The organism is Bacteroides faecis MAJ27 (assembly GCF_900106755.1).
Classification (GTDB): domain Bacteria; phylum Bacteroidota; class Bacteroidia; order Bacteroidales; family Bacteroidaceae; genus Bacteroides; species Bacteroides faecis.
Genome location: NZ_FNNN01000015.1, coordinates 81,173 through 99,351, shown reverse-complemented (window position 1 = coordinate 99,351; position 18,179 = coordinate 81,173). Strand labels below are relative to the sequence as shown.

The window sequence follows — 18,179 nt, the reverse complement described above, 5'->3', positions numbered from 1 at the left end:
CCTTACTGAAAAGGGGAAAGTTTATATATTTATCAGGAACATTTTCCCGAATTAAGCCAAATAATCAGGTTCTTTTTCACCAATCATGTTACGCAATGTCTGTTTTACCATTCTCCATTGAGTGAACAGGTCGTGTTCCGGCTGATGTTCGAAATCGTGCATCGGGCTCTTGCAGAAGAATGACAACCATGTCTGGATGCCACACATGCCGGCACGCATAGCCAAATCACTGAACAACACCAAATCGAGTGCAATAGGAGCAGCAAGGATAGAGTCACGGCAAAGGAAGTTTACCTTGATTTCCATCGGATAGCCCATCCATCCGAAGATGTCGATGTTATCCCATGCTTCTTTGTTGTCCTTACGTGGAGGATAGTAGTTGATACGTACTTTATGATAAACGTCTCCATAGAGGTCCGGATATTTCTCCGGTTCGAAGATAGTGTCGATTACTGACAGCTTACTAACTTCCTTTGTCTTGAAGTTGTCCGGATCGTCCAGTACTTCACCGTCACGATTACCCAGGATGTTAGTAGAGAACCAGCCGTTCACACCCAGCATACGGGTCTTGAACATCGGTGCCAATACTGTTTTCATCAGTGTCTGACCGCTCTTGAAGTCTTTTCCTGAAATAGGTACATTCTTTTGTTTAGAGAATTCCCACATTGCAGGAGTATCTACACACAAGTTAGGAGCACCCATTACAAACGGAGCATCTTCTGCAATAGCAGCATATGCATAACACATACTCGGAGAGATAACTTCTGTATTGTTATCTTTCATTGCTTTCTCCAAAGCAGCAAGTGACATGTGTTCGTCAGACAGCGGAATGTAGATTTCGGTACTTGCAGCCCACAATACAACCACACGTTCGCAGTTGTTGGCAGCCTTGAAGTCGCGGATGTCCTGACGGAGTTGTTCTACCATTTCCCAACGGGTAGCAGCCTTCTTGATATGAGTACCGTTCAGACGTTTCGCCCAGTTGTGATCGAAAGCTGCCGGCATAGGCTTGATAGCTTCCAGTTCATCTTTCACACCATTCAGGTCTTTTTCTTTCAAAACCTCAGCATACATGGCAGCTTCGTATGCGTTATCCGGGAAAATATCCCAACCACCGAAAACAATGTCGTTCAAATCAGTCAAAGGCACAACGTCTTTGATGAGTTTTTCTTCGTTGTTTTCCATGCGCATTGTGGCTAACTGTGTAATAGATCCTATCGGTTTTGCCAGTCCCTTGCGAGAGGCTAGTGTACCTACAATCATTGTGGTAGCTACCGCACCACCTACTCCAACTACTAACACGCCCAGACGTCCGGTAGCGGGTTTAATTTCTTGTTTCATTTCTATTCTATTAAAATTAAACTAAAATTGATGCAAAAATAAGATTAATTAATTACTAATACGACCTTTGTTTGCTATATAAACATTGCAATTAGCAGGATTTAACTTTTAAAAGGTCATGTGGAGACTTATTCTCAAGCCGGACTTATCAACATCGGGAGAATCCCGGTATGTAAGCCGCCAGACATAGTCCAGACGTAATACCTTGAAAATGTTTTCAATGCCCACACCCGCTTCTACGTAAGGTGTTTTTCCCATTGTACGGGTGTTTGCTATCGGAAAAGCGAACAAACCATCGGTCATATCCGGATTATTTTTATCACTCAAATGCCCATAAAGTCCACGACAGGAAACTATTTCCCTCCACTTCAGTTTTTTCAACAAAGGTATGCGATTGAACAGCCATCCGTTGAGGAAATACGTCACATCCCATGAGAAATATTCGTCATTCATGAATTCCATTGCGTTCATTAATGAATAAGATTCCGGCTGAATGGTATAAGAAAGGTTCGCATTGGGCATGATGAGCAGCGGAAACGGTACTTTGTCCCACACCTTCCCGGCTTTCAATATAATATCTGTATAACCGAAAGCGGAAAACCAGAAACGTTTCTGTATGCCTGCTTCAGTATGATTATAAGTATAGTCGCTTCCTAGCACTCCTTTTCCGGCAATGGTATGCGACAGCGTAAACACCGGAGCATCCAGCGATACGGGAAAGCGGTTCCACTGCGTCTGGAAAAATTTCTCATTCGGCGCATAACGCAGTTTTAATTCTGCCGCACTGGTAGAGAAGTCTTTGACCGGAGAATAGACCTCCCCCTCTTTCTTCAAGAAAGGGATAAGATAGGTAGATTCGTCTGTCCGCCGGCGTGCCGTGAGCTGGAAAGAAAAGCCGGAATAGAACTCATTGGTATAAGTCATTTCTGCTTGCTGATAATAACCGATACGGTCATCCTTCTCACGTTTCAAGGCAAGGAATACGTTGTCCTTACTTGTATAAAGGTAGTTCTGACCGTATTGATTAACGTCCGACTCATAGCGTACTTTCAACGAATGAACGGGGAACTCGTTGGCATATTCTTTCTTCTTCTTGAATGAGTATTCAATTTCCGCCAACCCTTTTACTCTTTCATCTTTAAATCCGTAAGCAATATATCCTTTGCCAAACAGATGGGGATTAAGCCATGCGGTCGTCATCCCACCACCACGAATACGCGGTCCTTCGAGGGTATTACCACTGATTGTCGCGTTCATCGGCCCGATATAGAAAAGAGGCGCTTCCTTAGAAGTAGGAATATATCCGGTGAAAAGAATGGATAATATCTTCTCCGTCCAATAGTAAACCGGATAGCCACGTAGCTGTGTCATCAGGCGATCTACCGAATTCTCCTGTTGGGAGATGGCTGCTTGCGGACGATTCTCCGCCCAGAAGGTTTCGGGACGTGACAAGGCTTCGGTTTCTTCGATGATGCGTTCCGGCTTGCCGAAAACTTTATCAGCTTCTGCGGTCGGAGCAAAAGAATAGTTACTGTAATCTGCTACCCGACGGGCAAAGATACCGTCTTGTCCTTCAGTCAGTTTAAATTCTACGGTGATGCTTTCGTGGTCGAGCAAACGGGTACCGTCTTCCGCACGCTTGAACTCTTGTTCGAGCAACATATAGTCTACGAAGTTCAGATTGATTTTCTTTGGGAAGTTCAGCACGGCACGTTTGACGAAATAAGTGGAGTCGAGTGTCACGTAGAGGTGTCCGTTAAAGCCGAAAGACTCGGAATTAAAAGGAGTGAAGGCAAGATCTGCACATGTTTCACCACCTATCTGCAAAGTATCCATCAGGTAATATTTGTAGAATCCTGTACCGATACGGGACAAAGGACTGACAAACTTATTAGTGAACAGAGAAATGTTGTTCTCGTAAATATCTACGTCTTTAAAAACTTCATTGATAGCAGCCTGCATTCCTTGTTTGGAAAGAAATTCATCTACCCCCGCCTGTTTGCGCCCCTTTACCCATTGCTTTTCGGAATGAGGGGATTTACGGTAATAGTCGGTAGCAAGCAGTTCCCGTGCAGATACAGTCAGGATAGGTTTTCCGGTTACGGCGGAAGTATCCACATACTCTGTCAGGAAGTCGAATTTACGGTATAACCATTTCTTCTGTTTCTCCTCGTCGAAATTATTCAGGGCAAAGGTTGTCTTCTCATAACGCTCCCGTTGCCAGAAATCCTTTTCATTGGGTGAATGGTCGTCACGGTGTTCTATCATCCGGCGGACAAACTCCACGGCAGGATTGTCTTTCTTCTTGTAATGTTCCCGCTTGGGTTTTACCAGTACTTCATTGAGAGCATACGTAGCAGGAGAAAGAGCTACCTTATACGAAAGGTTACGGGCCGGATGAATCAAACGGCTGTATTCATTATAGCCTACGGTCGAAATAACAAGGGTTCCTTCGGAACGGTGTGTCTTGAAGTAAAAGCGGCCATCACTTCCGGTAGTTGTTCCTTCGGTCGTATTTTTCAGGCGTACGGATACATAAGATAAAGGTTCTCTTGTCAGAGAATCAGTCACCACGCCTTGCACTATGTACTGGGCATTTAGCGGAACACTGACAGCCAATAAAAGAAAGAGCGATAATGCACCTTTGATTATTAATCTCATACCTTGATATCCTATTGAATTGAGCGGGGCAAAGGTATGAGGGATTTTAGAACAAAAAAAGGTCTATATAGCGGAAGAACTGTTCTCCTTTGACGTTTGATCAGGGAAAAAGAATACGGAATCTGGTCAATCCGTCGGTATACGTCCGCAAAGAGAAGGTACAGCCATGACGCATCAGAACCTCACGGATAAAGATCAGTCCGATTCCCTGCCCATTGGGTTTAGTGGAAAAGAACGGGCTAAACAGCTTTGCCTCTGTTTCCTTGCTGATTCCCTTGCCATTATCTACCACTTCGATAATGGCGGGAGAAAGGGTACGGACAATAATTTCTCCATCCTTTTCGATACTTTCCGCAGCATTCTTGATGATGTTCACCAGTACTTGTTCGAAAAGAGAGGCATCCATTTTTACTTCTTTCAACGTTTCGTCTATCTCCAGACGAAGGGTTATATTCCGGTCGGTACACATGCCCTCCATAAAACGCTTACACGTAAATGCGAGGTCATTCAGGTCGACCGAAGTAAGCGTTGGCTCGGGGATCTTCACTACATCGGCAAAACGAGTGATAAAACGGCTCATCGAGAAACAGCGTTCGATGCATACACGCATGACATCGCATATATCATCCATCTCTTCTTCGGTAGAAAGCGCCTGCTCTACTGTATCCAGTGTAGAGGTGATTCCGGCTGTGGTATTGTTCACCTCATGGGCAATCATGCGGATCACTTTCTCATAGGCTTTTTTCTCGGCCTTCATTACTTCGTCCGTCAGACTTTCTATCAGGAAGAAAGGATGCTGAAATCCACGGTCAATAAAAGAAGAATGCGTACATCTATAAATATTCGAGTCATTCAGGCGGACGGTCACTGTCTCTCCTTTTGGAACATTTGCCAGTTCAACAGCAAGCGGAGAGTCTATCTCGCTCATTTTCCTACCTTGAACATCTTCCTGACGGACCCCCAGCATCTTCTGTGCCATCGGGTTAAGCTCTGAAAGATCATCATCCAGAGAGGTGATGATAACTCCCATCGGAGAAGCTTTAATCAGCAAGTCAAGGAAGTTGTTTTGTTCGCGGAGGCGAAGACGTTCGTTCTTAAGTTGTTCCATCATCCGGTTAAAGACGTTCACGATACGATCGGCTTCATATTGTCCCACAGGACTTAGCCGACTGCTGAAATCCTGTTCACGCAACAATTCCATACCGCTTCCGATAGAGTTCAGCGGCTTTACAATCTTACGATAGAAAAACTGGAGATAGCACAGGATAAAAAGGATCAGCCCCTCCCCTACATAGAAATAGATCAGGTTCAACCGGCTTGAAAGAAAAAGTAATCCACCTCCCAACAACAGAAGCAGGAAAACGAGTATACCAAAGAATCCTTTTATACGCATAATGATAGTTATCTGCTAAACACTGATTCCAAACTTCTCCAGACGCCGATAGAGTGCAGCGCGACTGATGCCAAGTGCCGTGGCTACCTGACTCAGATTTCCTTTATGACGTTCCAAAGCCTGCAGAATTGTCTGCCGTTCTATTTCATCCAGCGTCATACCTGCCAAAGAAACGCCTTCGGCAACTTTCTGATCTTCATGACGGATATATTGAGCATCAAAATCGGCAGCATCAAGTATCGGTTTCCCATTGACTAGAATCGTACGCTCTACCAGATTCTTCAACTCCCTGATATTTCCCGGATAGGGTAAACGGCTCAGGAACTGCATAGCATCCGCAGAAAATTCAGTGCGGGGAAGCCCATTGGCTTCTGCCTGACGATCGGCAAAGTGACGTGCCAGCAAAGGAATATCCTCCCGACGTTCACGCAAAGCCGGCAGTTTGACTGTTATCAGATTGATACGGTAAAACAAATCTTCCCGGAAAGTACGTTCACTCACCATCTTGCGCAAATCGGCATTGGTAGCAGAGACAACACGGATATCGGTCTTGCGCGGACGGCTGTCTCCCAATACTTCAAACGTCTGATCCTGTAACACCCGCAAGAGCTTTACCTGACAGGAAGGATCGAGATCACCAATTTCGTCCAGGAAAATCGTCCCTTTATTCGCCATTTCAAAACGTCCGATACGGTCGGAGGAAGCATCTGTAAAAGCTCCTTTCTTGTGACCGAACATTTCACTTTCGAACAGGCTTTGGGATATTCCTCCCAGGTTCACTTTAACAAAAGGTTGTCTGGCACGCTGACTGTTGATATGTATCGCTTCAGCTATCAGTTCCTTACCTGTCCCACTTTCTCCGGTTATCAATACGGAAGCATTCGTCTTCGCTATACGGGCAATGGTATTCAGTACTTCCATCAGCCCCTGACTGCGACCGATGATATGCCGACGGTCAAAAGTTTCATTCTGCTCCTGCGTTGTCTCTTTGAAAGAGCCCGCCAGTTCCAAAGCTGTCTCAATACGCTGCAATAATGCCGCGTTATTCCAAGGTTTGGTGATAAAATCGAAAGCTCCTGCCTGCATACCTTGCACTGCCAGCTGTATGCTTCCCCATGCAGTCATCAGTATCACCGGAGTCTCCGGACGGAATATTTTCACTTGCTTTAGCAGTGTCAGACCTTCTTCGCCCGTAGTAGAAAGGGTGAAGTTCATATCCATCAAGATTAAATCCGGCACTACGGAACGTACCACCTCCATAGCTTCCCGGGGACCGGGAACTGCCTGTGCTTCATAACCGGCCCGCTTCAGCATAAAACTGAGTGAAGAACGCACTGCACTGTCGTCGTCTATTATTAAAATCATAGCTTATATTTCTTATGACAAAGATATCGCAAATACTCAACACCGGCAACAGATTCTCTGATTAATAGCTATTGCCGTACTATTTCTTCAAAGTCAGCCTCTAATTCTGTGTTAGCCTGAAAATCCCAAAGAGTCAGACTACGAATCTGATAAAAGTAATACCAGTAATAATAAAGTTCGGAGATATGTTTCCGGCGCGCTTCATCTTTGGAGTTCTGTGCATCATTCAAGTCCAGCGTGTTGATTTTACCAATCAGGAAGGTTTCAATACTGGTCTTGTAACGTTGCTGTGCTATTCCGTCCGCTTCTTTGGCTATTGCCAACTGTTGTGCCTGGTTATTGAAATGCTCTACCAGCAAGAAAATATCCTGGTTGAAATTGATCTGTTCCTGCCGGATTTTCGAAAGCACTACATCCCGGTTGCTTTTCGCTACCCGTACCTTTCCACGTCTCTTTCCCCAGTCCAGAATCGGAATCTGAACACCTACCTGCACAATCTGATTGTCCTGCAAGTTTTTATAAACACTGGAAAGTTCACGACTCTCCCCCGTATACCCCACACTGGCAAACAAATTAATGCTGCGCAGATTGCCACGCGCCGTAGCTACCGCATAATCGGCCTCCAGCTGGCGGCGACGAATATTCTGAGCAAAGGAATTACGTTCCAGTGCCTTATTCAATACCATATTATATTCCATCTTGCCACCGTCTACGGTCTCGGGAACCACAGGACAAAGGACTTCATCCTCTCCTATTCCCAGAAAAGCACGGAGCTGAAACATTTTGGCATTCAGATCACTTTCCGCTTCAGTCAATGCGGCTTTCGCATTCAGAGCCGAAAGTTTTAATTGAAGAAGCTCATTTTCTGAAATCTGCCCCATCTTGCGTTTAGCTATAGCAACCTCGTAAAGTTGATTGGCATTCGTCAGATTCTGCCGTGCAGTTCCAAGAGTCTCTTTCGCCAACAGCAGATCAAAATAATAGGTAATAGTCCGCATCGTTACTTCTTCGGTAGCCGTGATAAACTCCGCTTTCGCTTCGGCATAGCGTACAGGTTCTATACGCCGGTTCCACTTCACGTTATTCACGCCAAGAATCGGTTGCGTCAGTTTCAAAGTGACGGGAACAGACATCAGGTGACGGTCACCATTATTACCTAACTGCTTCAGGTAGTCGAGAGAGGAGGTCAATGAAAGTTGCCCACCGGTAAGCCAGATATTCTGGTCGATGGAGAGTTCACCGGAAAGCCCTAAAGCACTGTTGCGGACAAAACTATAAGAGCCGTCAGGATTCTGATAGGAACCGTAAGACTTATTGTAATTAGGCAATGTTCCTTTCAAATTAATTTCCGGAAGAAGATCGGCACGGAAGGTCCGATATTCCCAATAAGATGTTTTTAACTCATTCAAGGCAACAGCAGCGTCAACAGACTGCACACGCGCCATAGCGATAGCTTCATTCAAGGTGATTTCCCTCTCCTTCTGTGCCGACACTGCCAAAGGCAGGCAAACTGCAGCCAAAACAAACAATATACTTTTCTTTTTCATTGTACACGGTATTTTCCATTCAGATAGAATCAAACCATGTGCCAAAAGAATAATACATTTACTATCAATCGTTTATAAAAAGACGCCAGTGTTCATTTTCGGACACTATGCACAAAAATGAACGTTCTGTTTTATTCGCAGAAATTCGGGATACGTACTGTGAAACGAGTTCCCTTGCCTACTTCGGAGGTCACAAAGATAGTACCTTTCAGACGTTCAACGATCGTCTGGCAGATACTTAATCCCAGCCCTGCCCCCTGAGTAAAGTTATCCACTTTATAGAATCGTTCGAAGATATGCCGGATACCCTCTTCGGAAATACCGACTCCTGTATCTTCTACAAAGATTCTGGTGTATCCGGGGTCTTCATCTTCCTCATATCCGAAAGTGATGGAGCCGTAACTCGTAAACTTAGCAGCATTATTTATCAGATTATTTACGACTTGTTGCAAACGGACATTATCTGTCACCAGATATTTTTTCTCATTGTCGGGCATACGAAGAACCAACTCTACTCTCGGTGGCATATTCAGCCGTTGCGAATCATGCACAGTCTTCAGCAGCAGAGGCAAATTATGATTGGCAAACATAAATTCCATTGTTCCCGACTCGATACGTGATAAATCAAGAATATCGTTAATCAATGCAAGCAACAGCCCGCAATTCTTATTGATCGTTGCTATAAATTGTGCTATTTCTTCTTCGGTAAAGCCACTTGTATCACTCAGTAAGTCGGAGAAACCGACAATAGCATTCAACGGCGTACGGATCTCATGGCTCATATTGGCAAGGAAAGCCGATTTCAGTTTATCTGCCTGGAGCGCTTTATCACGTGCCTCCCGCATCTCCTGTTCCGCTGTTTTATAACGCTGGATACTTTGACATACACCTAATATATTATACAACGAGTCTCTTGTCAGACCGGAAATGACAGAGGAACGGTATTCCCACCATTCATATTCTCCATTGGCATTACGCTGACGGAAATTCAAACGGGTATTGGTTTCTTTTCCCGCCAATGTTTTATCAAAGAGAATACGCATTTCCTTCAAATCCTCCGGATAAACCATACGATCCATTTCATCACGGGTAATGGAAGTGATCGATCCGTCATACCCAAAGCGCACAAGAAATCCTTGCGGAAAAATGAAGCTGTTACTCTCCACATCAAACTGCCAGGGGTAGATGGCACTCTCCTCCACAGCCATGTTAAAGAAACGTTTCTGCATTTCTTCATCTGATACGTTACGTGCTGAAAGAGCCATGCCTGTAATCTGTCCTCCGGAATGGATCGGAACAATCTCTCCGGAAACCGGGAAATAATGCTCACTGTGGACTTCTTTCATAAAGGAACCATCAGGAATAATAATACTTTGCCCGGTTTCTTCCACCTTCCTCAACATATTGTGAAGGATATCCTGACCATTATAGTATATCTTGAAAATACTGCCCGCCATCATTCCTTCATAATTCCGTCCTCCCGATTCCGATGGCAAATGAAGCATCTTCAGCAGAGAACGGTTCGTGAAGTGGATATGAAGATCGGTATCATACGTAATCACACCGTCACGTATGGAATGGAAGATATTATCAAATTCATTACGCTGCTCCACCAGTTTATTCTGTACCAGCAAGCGAGTCTGGGCATGTATCCGCCGTTTGGCTTCACGTCGGTTAACGCGAATCAGCCACACAATAGAGGCTATCAGCAATGCCAGAATAGATGGATAGAGGAAAATAAATAATAATTTGTATCTTTCCCAATACGGGCGATTGACAATGACACCGCTGGAAGACACCTTATCCGGATCTATGTGAAAAAAGTCCAGCTGCTTGTAGTCGAAAATAAATCCTTGCTTTGTCTCCGTCACTCCCAACTCCAATGGAGATTCACCCTTCAAGACTCTCGATGCCTTCGTTGCAGCAGATACCGCAGAAGTATATGCATCCGCATCATACGCAGCAAATACACCGTTCATCAATCCCACATTCTGACTGGAAAAGACGGGAGCTTTGGAGTTCTTCCCAACAAATGAAAGGAATGGTGACCATTTCGGGGCAACAACAATACGCGCATAACTATTGCGGGGATAGCAGATAGCTGCAATAATATGATTGGTTGACTCGTGCTGGGTATTGTAGAGTTTCATGTTGTAATCCGGATTTTCCTCCTGAAAAAGCAACCACTCTTGTTTGAAGTCCTCACGCCCCTTGTTACTCAGAAAGCTGTTGTCAATCACGCATATCACTTCTTTCCGCTGGGGAAATACCTTTCGTGCCTGCTTTAAAATTACATGAAAATCAGGATTGGCGGTAAATCCACATACATTAGGGAGGCTCGCTATAAGTTCATTATCGGGATACTTGATTCCAAAAAACACAACCGGAACCTGATAAGGCAACGAATCGCCGGAAGAAAAAAGTGTGTAGAAAGCCTCATCGCTTGCTGTGATAATCAGATCCGTTTTCTTGTCACGGGCGCGCTGACAAAAACGGCGCATAATCACCTTCTCTGAGTTGAATGACCAAAAATCCGCATCCAGATATTCAGTAGTAATATTCACAGTCAGTCCATTCTCTCTGAACCCCTTTGCCAACCCCTCATTCAGGTCATTGTGCCAGGGAGTTTGAGAGGTATATGATTGAATAAAAAGTACGTTGTATGTGTGTTCCGCTGCCGCCACCCGGGCAAAAACAGCAAAGAGCAAAACTACAAACAAACAGTAATATTGTCGGTTCATAAGCTAAGAAGCTGCATTGTTTTCAACATTTTGCCTACAAAGATAAGTTATTATATTGAAAACAATGCAAATAGCTCCAGTTTTTTATTCCTCCCGCAAGGCTTCTGCCGGCTGCACGCGAATGGCCTGCCGGGCAGGGAACCAAATGCCTATGAGTATCATCAAAGCCATCAAAAAACAGGTCGCACAGAACGCTATAAGAAAACGAAGGATACTCCATTCTATACCACCTTCTGTCAGTTCCAGATATCCTATATTATAACAAAGAACAGCAGCAGGAACAGCAGCCAGAGTCAACAGCAACAATCCTTCTTTATTAAGACGGTGCCAAATCCCCATACGGGTGGAACCGACTGCAATACGAAGTCCGAGCTCTCCACGACGGTGCTGGGTGCGGAACCAAAACGTACCGACAATGCCCAAGAGTATATTAACCAGCAGGAAACCCATCATCCAGAACCGCGTCTGCATCTGATTGACATTGCTACGATTGTAGATTTCGCGTATCGCTTCGTAATCGTGTACTTTCAGTATGAAGAGGTTTCCTACACTTAACTGAGTATCCGAGAGTTCCATCAGACGTTCCGAAAAACCGGCAGCGGTATTCGGCTTTACACGCAGGCAAACTTCAACATTGACTGGATACAGGTCGTCATTATTCTCGGCTAACTCTGTCTCTGTAAAAGGTACAGCCATATATCGGTCACCATAATTAGACCAAAAGTCATTGTAACGTACTTTGGTAGATACGGCGGCTATTTTATAGACATTGGTAGAATCATCCACATTTATTACTTCTTTTCCGAGTAGTGTGCGGTCACCTTTATAATCGTCGGGCCATATATTCTCACCAATAACCGAATTTCCATTCTTTATAGCCTGCACCAAAGGCCGATAGCCCTGACCATCCGCGCTCTGATAACGGAATACCTGAAAGAATTCCGGCGTCACCGGACGTTTCAACGGACTACGTACCAACGTATCAAGGCGAAATCTGATACCGGAATTACTTCCTATATACGGACGTGCATTCACTGATATGGAGACTGCCTCCACTTCCGGCAAACGACGCAGGCGGTTAGTCAGCTCAATAATGTCTTGCCCTGTCGTCGTTTCTTTCTGTCCTTTCGGGATATAAGAATCACTCTTATTATTTTTCAGACTGAGTTCCAGATAGTAAGTATTGGTAATATCATATCCCAACGGTTCGTAATAAGTACGCGCCGTTGCATAAGTCCAATCGACAATGTACCACAGTACAACGAAAACAATCAGCAATTCTGCCCACAGCCACCCATTCGAACGGCGTTCATTCCATATTTGTTTTAACAGTTGCATCTTTTTTAAAATTAGTTTGTTGAATGTTCCGGTTATCTCTCATTGATGGCATCCACAATATTGGTCCGTGTCACTCTCCATGCCGGAATTGCCGCACTCAATAAATTAAGTGTGAAGCAAGCAAAGAACGCCAGCAAGAATACAGCAGGATCGAACAACAGATCCATACACATTGCACGCAAATCCGTCACACCATTATCCATAAAGTCTATAGAAAACAGCATACTTCCCAAGAAGAAGGTAGCGGCATAACTCAAAACTAATCCGAGCACTCCACCCAACAGTGAATAAAGCATATTTTCAGAAAGCACCTGCATCATCAGTTCGCGTCTAGGTGCACCAAAAGCTTTTCGAACACCAATTTCAGAAAGACGTTTGCGCATACGCGACAATGTCAGTCCGGAAAGGTTGACAGCAGGAACAATCAACAAAATGATTAAAGTTATTACATACTGACGGACAGCCTGCTTCACAGCCGGAGGATTATTGGCCGAATATCGTTGTGCCGCTACGAAATAAGTGTCCGGCTGGTCACGATAAAGTAATTTATAATCCGGATAACCTTCCATATATTTGTCCCTAAGACGTTCGGCTTCCATACGGATCGCCGGAAAATCATCCTGCGATTTAGCCAGAATGTAAACACTCACCATTCCCATAATTCCATAGTTTTCCCAACTGGCAGTAAACGCATCCGTAGAACTCAAAGGAATCCATATCTGGGCATAAGCATATCGTGCCAGTTTGGAAACAGGGCGCACTACCCCACAAATCATATAAGCAGAATGATTTAAAAGGAATGTTTTTCCGACTACATCCGTCGTTCCGAACAATTGGCGGGCTATATCCTCAGTTATCACTGCCTTTGTTGCACCGGCATCAAAAGTTGCCTTATCAAACGGATACCCCGAAAGGAAATCGAACTGGAATACTTTCCAGAAATCATCATCCACCTGCAATACGCTGCAACTAACCTTTTCACCCGCAGGCTTGGCGGCCAACATCGTTTCCGCAAAACTGCTAGTTATAGAAACGGCCTCGGGCGTAGTCATATCTTTAAAACAAGCTTTCGCTGTCTTATAAGAAACAGGGCCGTTACTCTGCCAGTTCTCATTAGTTTTATACTGAAAACCTGCATACCTGAAAATCAACATGCGGTCACGGTAACTTTCCGGAGCAAAAGGTGCAATGGTAGCACGCAATGTGATGACGATCACCATAATCATAGCGATAGCCAATGCCGTACCTATGATGGAGATAGAAGAAAGTAACTTATTCTCCTTCAACAGGTGAAATGCTTGTTTGAAATAGAGTTTTATCATTGTTGTTGCATTATCTTCTCATTCATTTTCATACTTATCAGAATCACCAGCCTTTAGTGCTCACATCCGGACATTTCAACTTTTTATGATTGATTCTCCCCACTCCGTCACGTTTCAGAGAAGCCCTGTCTGCCTTGCCGGACAAAGTGATATTCCCCACCCCATCCACCTTGGCTTTTATAGTATTACAGTTTACATTCATTTCCATATTCCCTACTCCGTCTACTATTAATTGCACCTCATCACAACGAAGATTTTTCACCTCACAATTTCCTACTCCATCAAGTTTAAAAGTAATGTTTTTCAGTTTCAAAGATTCTCTGGCATTGAAGTTACCGACACCATCTATCTTGACGTTGTTCAAATCCGGAGCTGTTATATAAAATGTCAGGTTCTTGACGTTTTTTACATTCTTCTGCTTATATTCGATAACTAATGTTTCTCCCTTTACGGTTACTTTGGTCTTATCAACATACTCAAAAGGTCCTTCCATCCTACAGGAATATGTGTCCGACTGAGTAAAGACAATGTTACCTACAGACTGAAGATTGATTGCGGAAAATTCGCCCACTTTACAGTCTTCACTCACATTTTGTGCCCAAAGCGGACAAAGTGCCACACTTAACAATACGGCCACTGCTGTTATAAAAATATTCTTCGTCATGATTATCTGTTTTAGAATTTTCAACTAGAGATTACTGCACCTGGCGACCGTCAAAGAAACGAATAGTCCTGGAGGTCTGTTTAGCCTGTTCTTCATTATGCGTTACCATCACAATCGTACGCCCGTCTTCCTTATTCAGCCGATGGAGAAGTTCCATGACTTCCGCTCCCATCTTAGAATCCAGATTACCGGTAGGCTCATCGGCAAGAATGATCTCCGGATTGCCAACGATTGCACGTGCTATTGCCACACGCTGGCACTGACCACCGGAAAGTTGCGTAGGGAAGTGATTCATACGATGACTTAATCCGACTTTTTCCAGTACTTCTTTTGCCAGACGTTTACGTTCACTATTGCTGATACGACGATAGAGCAACGGTAATTCAACATTATCCATCACATTGAGCGAGTTAATCAGATGGAAGGACTGGAATACAAAACCCAGCGTTTTGTTACGGAAAGCCGCCAGTTGCTTATCTTTCATTCCCTCGGTGTGCGTACCATTAATTTCAATCGTCCCCGTTGTAGGTGCATCAAGCAGCCCCATGATATTCAGCAACGTGGATTTACCACATCCGGACGGTCCCATAATACTCAGAAATTCCCCGCGTTCTACTGTCAGGTTCACATTTTCCAATGCGACCGTTTCGATCTCGTCCGTACGGTAAATCTTGGAAAGAGAAGTCAATGTTATCATAATTATAAGTATTTAATTTATTCTATATCATATTTCATTATACCCAACCCATACGAAACCTATTATCCGTTTTATCTCATTTTCAGCTTATTCTTGTTCTTGTAAGAACTCATATCACTGACAACCACTACATCTCCCGGCTGCAAACCACTCACCACTTCCACATATTCAAAGTTTGAATCTCCTAGTTGAACTTTACGTTTCACCAACTCATCGTCTGCCGTCTGAACAAAAAGCTCATACTCACCACGTCCTACATAGAAAGAAGCGTTCGCCATCCGCATTACATCTTCTTTCACGGCGTTCATCACATAAACGTCCGTTTTCAGCCCCGAACGTAAACGATGGTTATTATCATCTTTCAACTGCACTGTAAAGGAAATAACTCCGTTTTTAGACAAAGGTGTCACACTGCTGACCGTTCCTTCCAGTTTGTCATTACCTATCTTCACAACCGCTTTTCCTCCGGCAGCAACCCGGTCGCCATACGTATCAGCTATTTCACCTTCTACTTTAAAATGGCTTAAATCTGAAATGACAGCTACCTGTCCGCCTTGGGATATCTGGGCACCAATCTGATTATTAATATAGGTAAGAATAGCTTTACGCGGAGAACGAATCTGGGCATCGTCCAGTGTACGCTTCATTTCGGCAAGACTTTTACGAAAGATATTGAAATCCAGTTCCTGTACTTTCAATTCGGCTGCCGCTACTTCTTTTTCGTTCTTATATTGCTGTTGAAGCTGCTCGTATTCCAGCTGTGCTACGTTATAACTCAATTCTGCCTGACGCACTTTATCTGTGGTTCCTGCTCCCAGACTATCCAGATAATGTTCATTTCGAAGTTCTACTTTCATACGACTCAACTTCATGGCGGAAACCTTAATCTGCATCGCCATATCAGAAAGTTTCGTCTGATTATTAACACGGAGCTGATCCAGCTTATAGCGGCGCATCTGCTCTTCGTCAAGCAGTTTCTTATATTCTGTTTCCGTGCTCTGAAGATCGAGTTTCAAAATCGGAGTACCTACTTCCACACTGTCCCCACCTTTTTTGTACACCTCGACGATGCGGCTGTTGATAGGTGAATTGATAATTTCTTCAAATGCGGGAACTACTTTGCCGGATGCACTGACACTAACTTCAATCATCCCTTTGTCAATCGTAGAAAGTACCAGATCCTTCTTTTCCACTCCTGTCCGCATGATTGATATAAGTACGCCGACAAGAATAATACCTGCTGCTCCTATTGATGAATAACGGATGATTTTTTTATTGCGTTCTTTATTGCGCACCTCTTTCGGAATTTCTCTGTCCATATCTAAGTATTTACAATTTCACATTCAGTTGTTTTGCCTTTTATTATACCAAATCTATGCCAAAATCATAATCATCTGATTAACAATGGATAGTAACAAAAACAGGGTGTCCGATATCGGACACCCTGTACGAATTCACCGCTCAAAAATATAGTGACGCCATCCTGTTATCATAGCGTCACTATCCTCTTATGATGGCGTCACTATCACGACTAGATAGCGTCACCATCGCAAAACGGCATTATTCCTTTTTCGGTTCGGCTGACTGCGGCTCCTGTTTTACCGGTTGCGGCTCTTGTATGAGTTCTTTGCCCCAATGAGTTGTAGCTTCTATTGTTTCCCTGTCGCGGATTTCTTTCGCTTTACGGGCATAGACTATCATACGCATAGACTGATCGTACGTAAAGTAATTCCATACCCAGTTCAGCAATACCACGACTTTATTTCGTACTCCAAGAATAGAACGCAGATGGACTACCAGCCACATCACCCAAGCAAACCATCCTTGCATTTTCACTTTACTGAATTCAGCTACGGCACGATTACGGCCAACGGTTGCCATCGAGCCTAAATTGCGATAATGAAAAGGCTTCATCTCTTTTCCTTTTTCCAGACGGATCAGATTCTTTGCCAGCAATTCTCCCTGCTGAATGGCAACCTGTGCCAATTGGGGATGTCCGTTCGGATAATCTTCGTCACCGGAAAGGATACACAAGTCACCAATCGCAAATATATTATCCGTACCTTCTACCCTGTTAAAAGCATCTACTTTGATACGGCCTCCACGACCGATAGCAGCTGCATTCATATTTCCAAAAGAAACTCCGGTAACTCCGCTTACCCAAATGAAAGTACGGGTAGCAATCTCACTGCCATCTTCAAGTGTCACTTTATGGTTACGATAATCCGTAACACGCTTATTCAAAAGAATATTGACTCCCATTTCGCGCAGGAACTGCTCCGCATGGCTCGATGAGTCCTCCGACATTCCGGCGAGTAATCGTGGACCGGCCTCTATCAGATAAATATGCATCAGACTACTGGGCATATCGGGATAATCATTCGGCAATACAAATTTCTTCATTTCCGAAAGCACTCCTGCAACTTCCACCCCTGTAGCTCCGCCGCCAACGACCACAACGTTCAGTAATTCCTGTTGCTCCTGTTTGTTGGAGCAGGTTACCGCACGTTCCAGATTGGCCAAAAGAGCATTTCTCAATCCCATAGCCTCGGATACATTTTTCATAGGCATGGCTTCTTCTTCAATATGCTTATTACCGAAGAAATTGGTCGTAGTACCTGCCGCCAGCACAAGATAATCGTATTCTGCCTTACCTATGGAAGTCTGTATCAGGTTCTTTTCGGGAAAAATGGCACGTACTTCCGCCATCCGGAAATAAAAATCTTTCCGATGCTGGAATATCTTACGGAAAGGGAAGGAAATGGAAGTCGGTTCCATACCCGCCGAAGCCACCTGATAAATTAACGGAGGAAACTGATGATAGTTATTCTTATCTATCAACACCACTTGAAAGCCTGATTTTTTCAGCTTATTAGCCAGTTTCAAGCCACCGAAACCACCGCCTACTATGACGACACGTTTCTTACTGTCCTTTGCAATATTAAGACTCATATATTAATCATGTTTTATCATACATAATAACATACGGGCAGAACATTTAGTTTTCACACGGCAGTACTTTTGCAAAGAAAAAGGCAGCAATTTCTTCCCCGGTGGCGAAGCACCTCCTCATCGGTGCCGAAGGGGGTGTTCCCCGGTGCCGGAGCATA

At 44.1% G+C, this 18,179-nt stretch carries 12 protein-coding genes; all 12 read right to left on the bottom strand.

The features are described from left to right. Positions 1-51: 51 nt before the first annotated feature. Positions 52-1,341 (bottom strand): inositol-3-phosphate synthase, encoded by a 1,290-nt coding sequence (locus BLW31_RS14130; protein ID WP_008762240.1) that lies wholly within the window; start codon positions 1,339-1,341, stop codon positions 52-54. Between the two features lie 108 nt (positions 1,342-1,449). Further along, positions 1,450-4,002 (bottom strand): DUF5686 and carboxypeptidase-like regulatory domain-containing protein, encoded by a 2,553-nt coding sequence (locus BLW31_RS14125; RefSeq protein ID WP_032837142.1) that lies wholly within the window; start codon positions 4,000-4,002, stop codon positions 1,450-1,452. 100 nt (positions 4,003-4,102) lie between these two features. After that, complete coding sequence (locus tag BLW31_RS14120) at positions 4,103-5,395, bottom strand: sensor histidine kinase (protein WP_010538772.1); 1,293 nt, start codon at positions 5,393-5,395, stop codon at positions 4,103-4,105. A 15-nt stretch (positions 5,396-5,410) separates the two neighbouring features. Continuing rightward, the gene (locus BLW31_RS14115) at positions 5,411-6,760 is read right to left on the bottom strand and encodes a sigma-54-dependent transcriptional regulator (protein ID WP_010538773.1); all 1,350 of its coding nucleotides are present in this window, start codon (positions 6,758-6,760) and stop codon (positions 5,411-5,413) included. 68 nt (positions 6,761-6,828) lie between these two features. After that, positions 6,829-8,307: a TolC family protein gene (locus BLW31_RS14110; protein ID WP_010538774.1), complete on the bottom strand. Its 1,479-nt coding sequence runs from the start codon at positions 8,305-8,307 to the stop codon at positions 6,829-6,831. 131 nt (positions 8,308-8,438) lie between these two features. Continuing rightward, a complete protein-coding gene (locus tag BLW31_RS14105) occupies positions 8,439-11,048 on the bottom strand; it encodes a sensor histidine kinase (RefSeq protein WP_010538775.1) in 2,610 nt (869 codons plus the stop codon). An 84-nt stretch (positions 11,049-11,132) separates the two neighbouring features. Then, the gene (locus BLW31_RS14100) at positions 11,133-12,386 is read right to left on the bottom strand and encodes an ABC transporter permease (protein WP_010538776.1); all 1,254 of its coding nucleotides are present in this window, start codon (positions 12,384-12,386) and stop codon (positions 11,133-11,135) included. A 32-nt stretch (positions 12,387-12,418) separates the two neighbouring features. After that, positions 12,419-13,708 carry an ABC transporter permease gene (locus BLW31_RS14095; RefSeq protein WP_010538777.1) on the bottom strand — a complete coding sequence of 430 codons (1,290 nt, stop codon included), beginning with the start codon at positions 13,706-13,708 and terminating at the stop codon, positions 12,419-12,421. 43 nt (positions 13,709-13,751) lie between these two features. Further along, positions 13,752-14,372, bottom strand: coding sequence for a GIN domain-containing protein (locus tag BLW31_RS14090; protein ID WP_010538778.1), 621 nt, complete (start codon positions 14,370-14,372; stop codon positions 13,752-13,754). Between the two features lie 31 nt (positions 14,373-14,403). Further along, positions 14,404-15,069 (bottom strand): ABC transporter ATP-binding protein, encoded by a 666-nt coding sequence (locus BLW31_RS14085; protein WP_010538779.1) that lies wholly within the window; start codon positions 15,067-15,069, stop codon positions 14,404-14,406. A 71-nt stretch (positions 15,070-15,140) separates the two neighbouring features. Continuing rightward, on the bottom strand, positions 15,141-16,388 hold the full coding sequence (locus BLW31_RS14080; protein ID WP_010538780.1) for an efflux RND transporter periplasmic adaptor subunit: 1,248 nt from the start codon (positions 16,386-16,388) through the stop codon (positions 15,141-15,143). 241 nt (positions 16,389-16,629) lie between these two features. Then, on the bottom strand, positions 16,630-18,021 hold the full coding sequence (locus BLW31_RS14075) for an NAD(P)/FAD-dependent oxidoreductase (RefSeq protein WP_010538781.1): 1,392 nt from the start codon (positions 18,019-18,021) through the stop codon (positions 16,630-16,632). Positions 18,022-18,179: the final 158 nt, after the last annotated feature.

Bases quoted from the DNA above. Each gene is read 5' to 3' on its own strand.
- BLW31_RS14125 (WP_032837142.1), bottom strand. From the start codon at position 4,002: ATGAGATTAATAATCAAAGGTGCATTATCGCTCTTTCTTTTATTGGCT.
- BLW31_RS14105 (WP_010538775.1), bottom strand. From the start codon at position 11,048: ATGAACCGACAATATTACTGTTTGTTTGTAGTTTTGCTCTTTGCTGTT.
- BLW31_RS14085 (WP_010538779.1), bottom strand. From the start codon at position 15,069: ATGATAACATTGACTTCTCTTTCCAAGATTTACCGTACGGACGAGATC.
- BLW31_RS14130 (WP_008762240.1), bottom strand. From the start codon at position 1,341: ATGAAACAAGAAATTAAACCCGCTACCGGACGTCTGGGCGTGTTAGTA.
- BLW31_RS14075 (WP_010538781.1), bottom strand. From the start codon at position 18,021: ATGAGTCTTAATATTGCAAAGGACAGTAAGAAACGTGTCGTCATAGTA.
- BLW31_RS14080 (WP_010538780.1), bottom strand. From the start codon at position 16,388: ATGGACAGAGAAATTCCGAAAGAGGTGCGCAATAAAGAACGCAATAAA.
- BLW31_RS14095 (WP_010538777.1), bottom strand. From the start codon at position 13,708: ATGATAAAACTCTATTTCAAACAAGCATTTCACCTGTTGAAGGAGAAT.
- BLW31_RS14115 (WP_010538773.1), bottom strand. From the start codon at position 6,760: ATGATTTTAATAATAGACGACGACAGTGCAGTGCGTTCTTCACTCAGT.
- BLW31_RS14090 (WP_010538778.1), bottom strand. From the start codon at position 14,372: ATGACGAAGAATATTTTTATAACAGCAGTGGCCGTATTGTTAAGTGTG.
- BLW31_RS14120 (WP_010538772.1), bottom strand. From the start codon at position 5,395: ATGCGTATAAAAGGATTCTTTGGTATACTCGTTTTCCTGCTTCTGTTG.
- BLW31_RS14100 (WP_010538776.1), bottom strand. From the start codon at position 12,386: ATGCAACTGTTAAAACAAATATGGAATGAACGCCGTTCGAATGGGTGG.
- BLW31_RS14110 (WP_010538774.1), bottom strand. From the start codon at position 8,307: ATGAAAAAGAAAAGTATATTGTTTGTTTTGGCTGCAGTTTGCCTGCCT.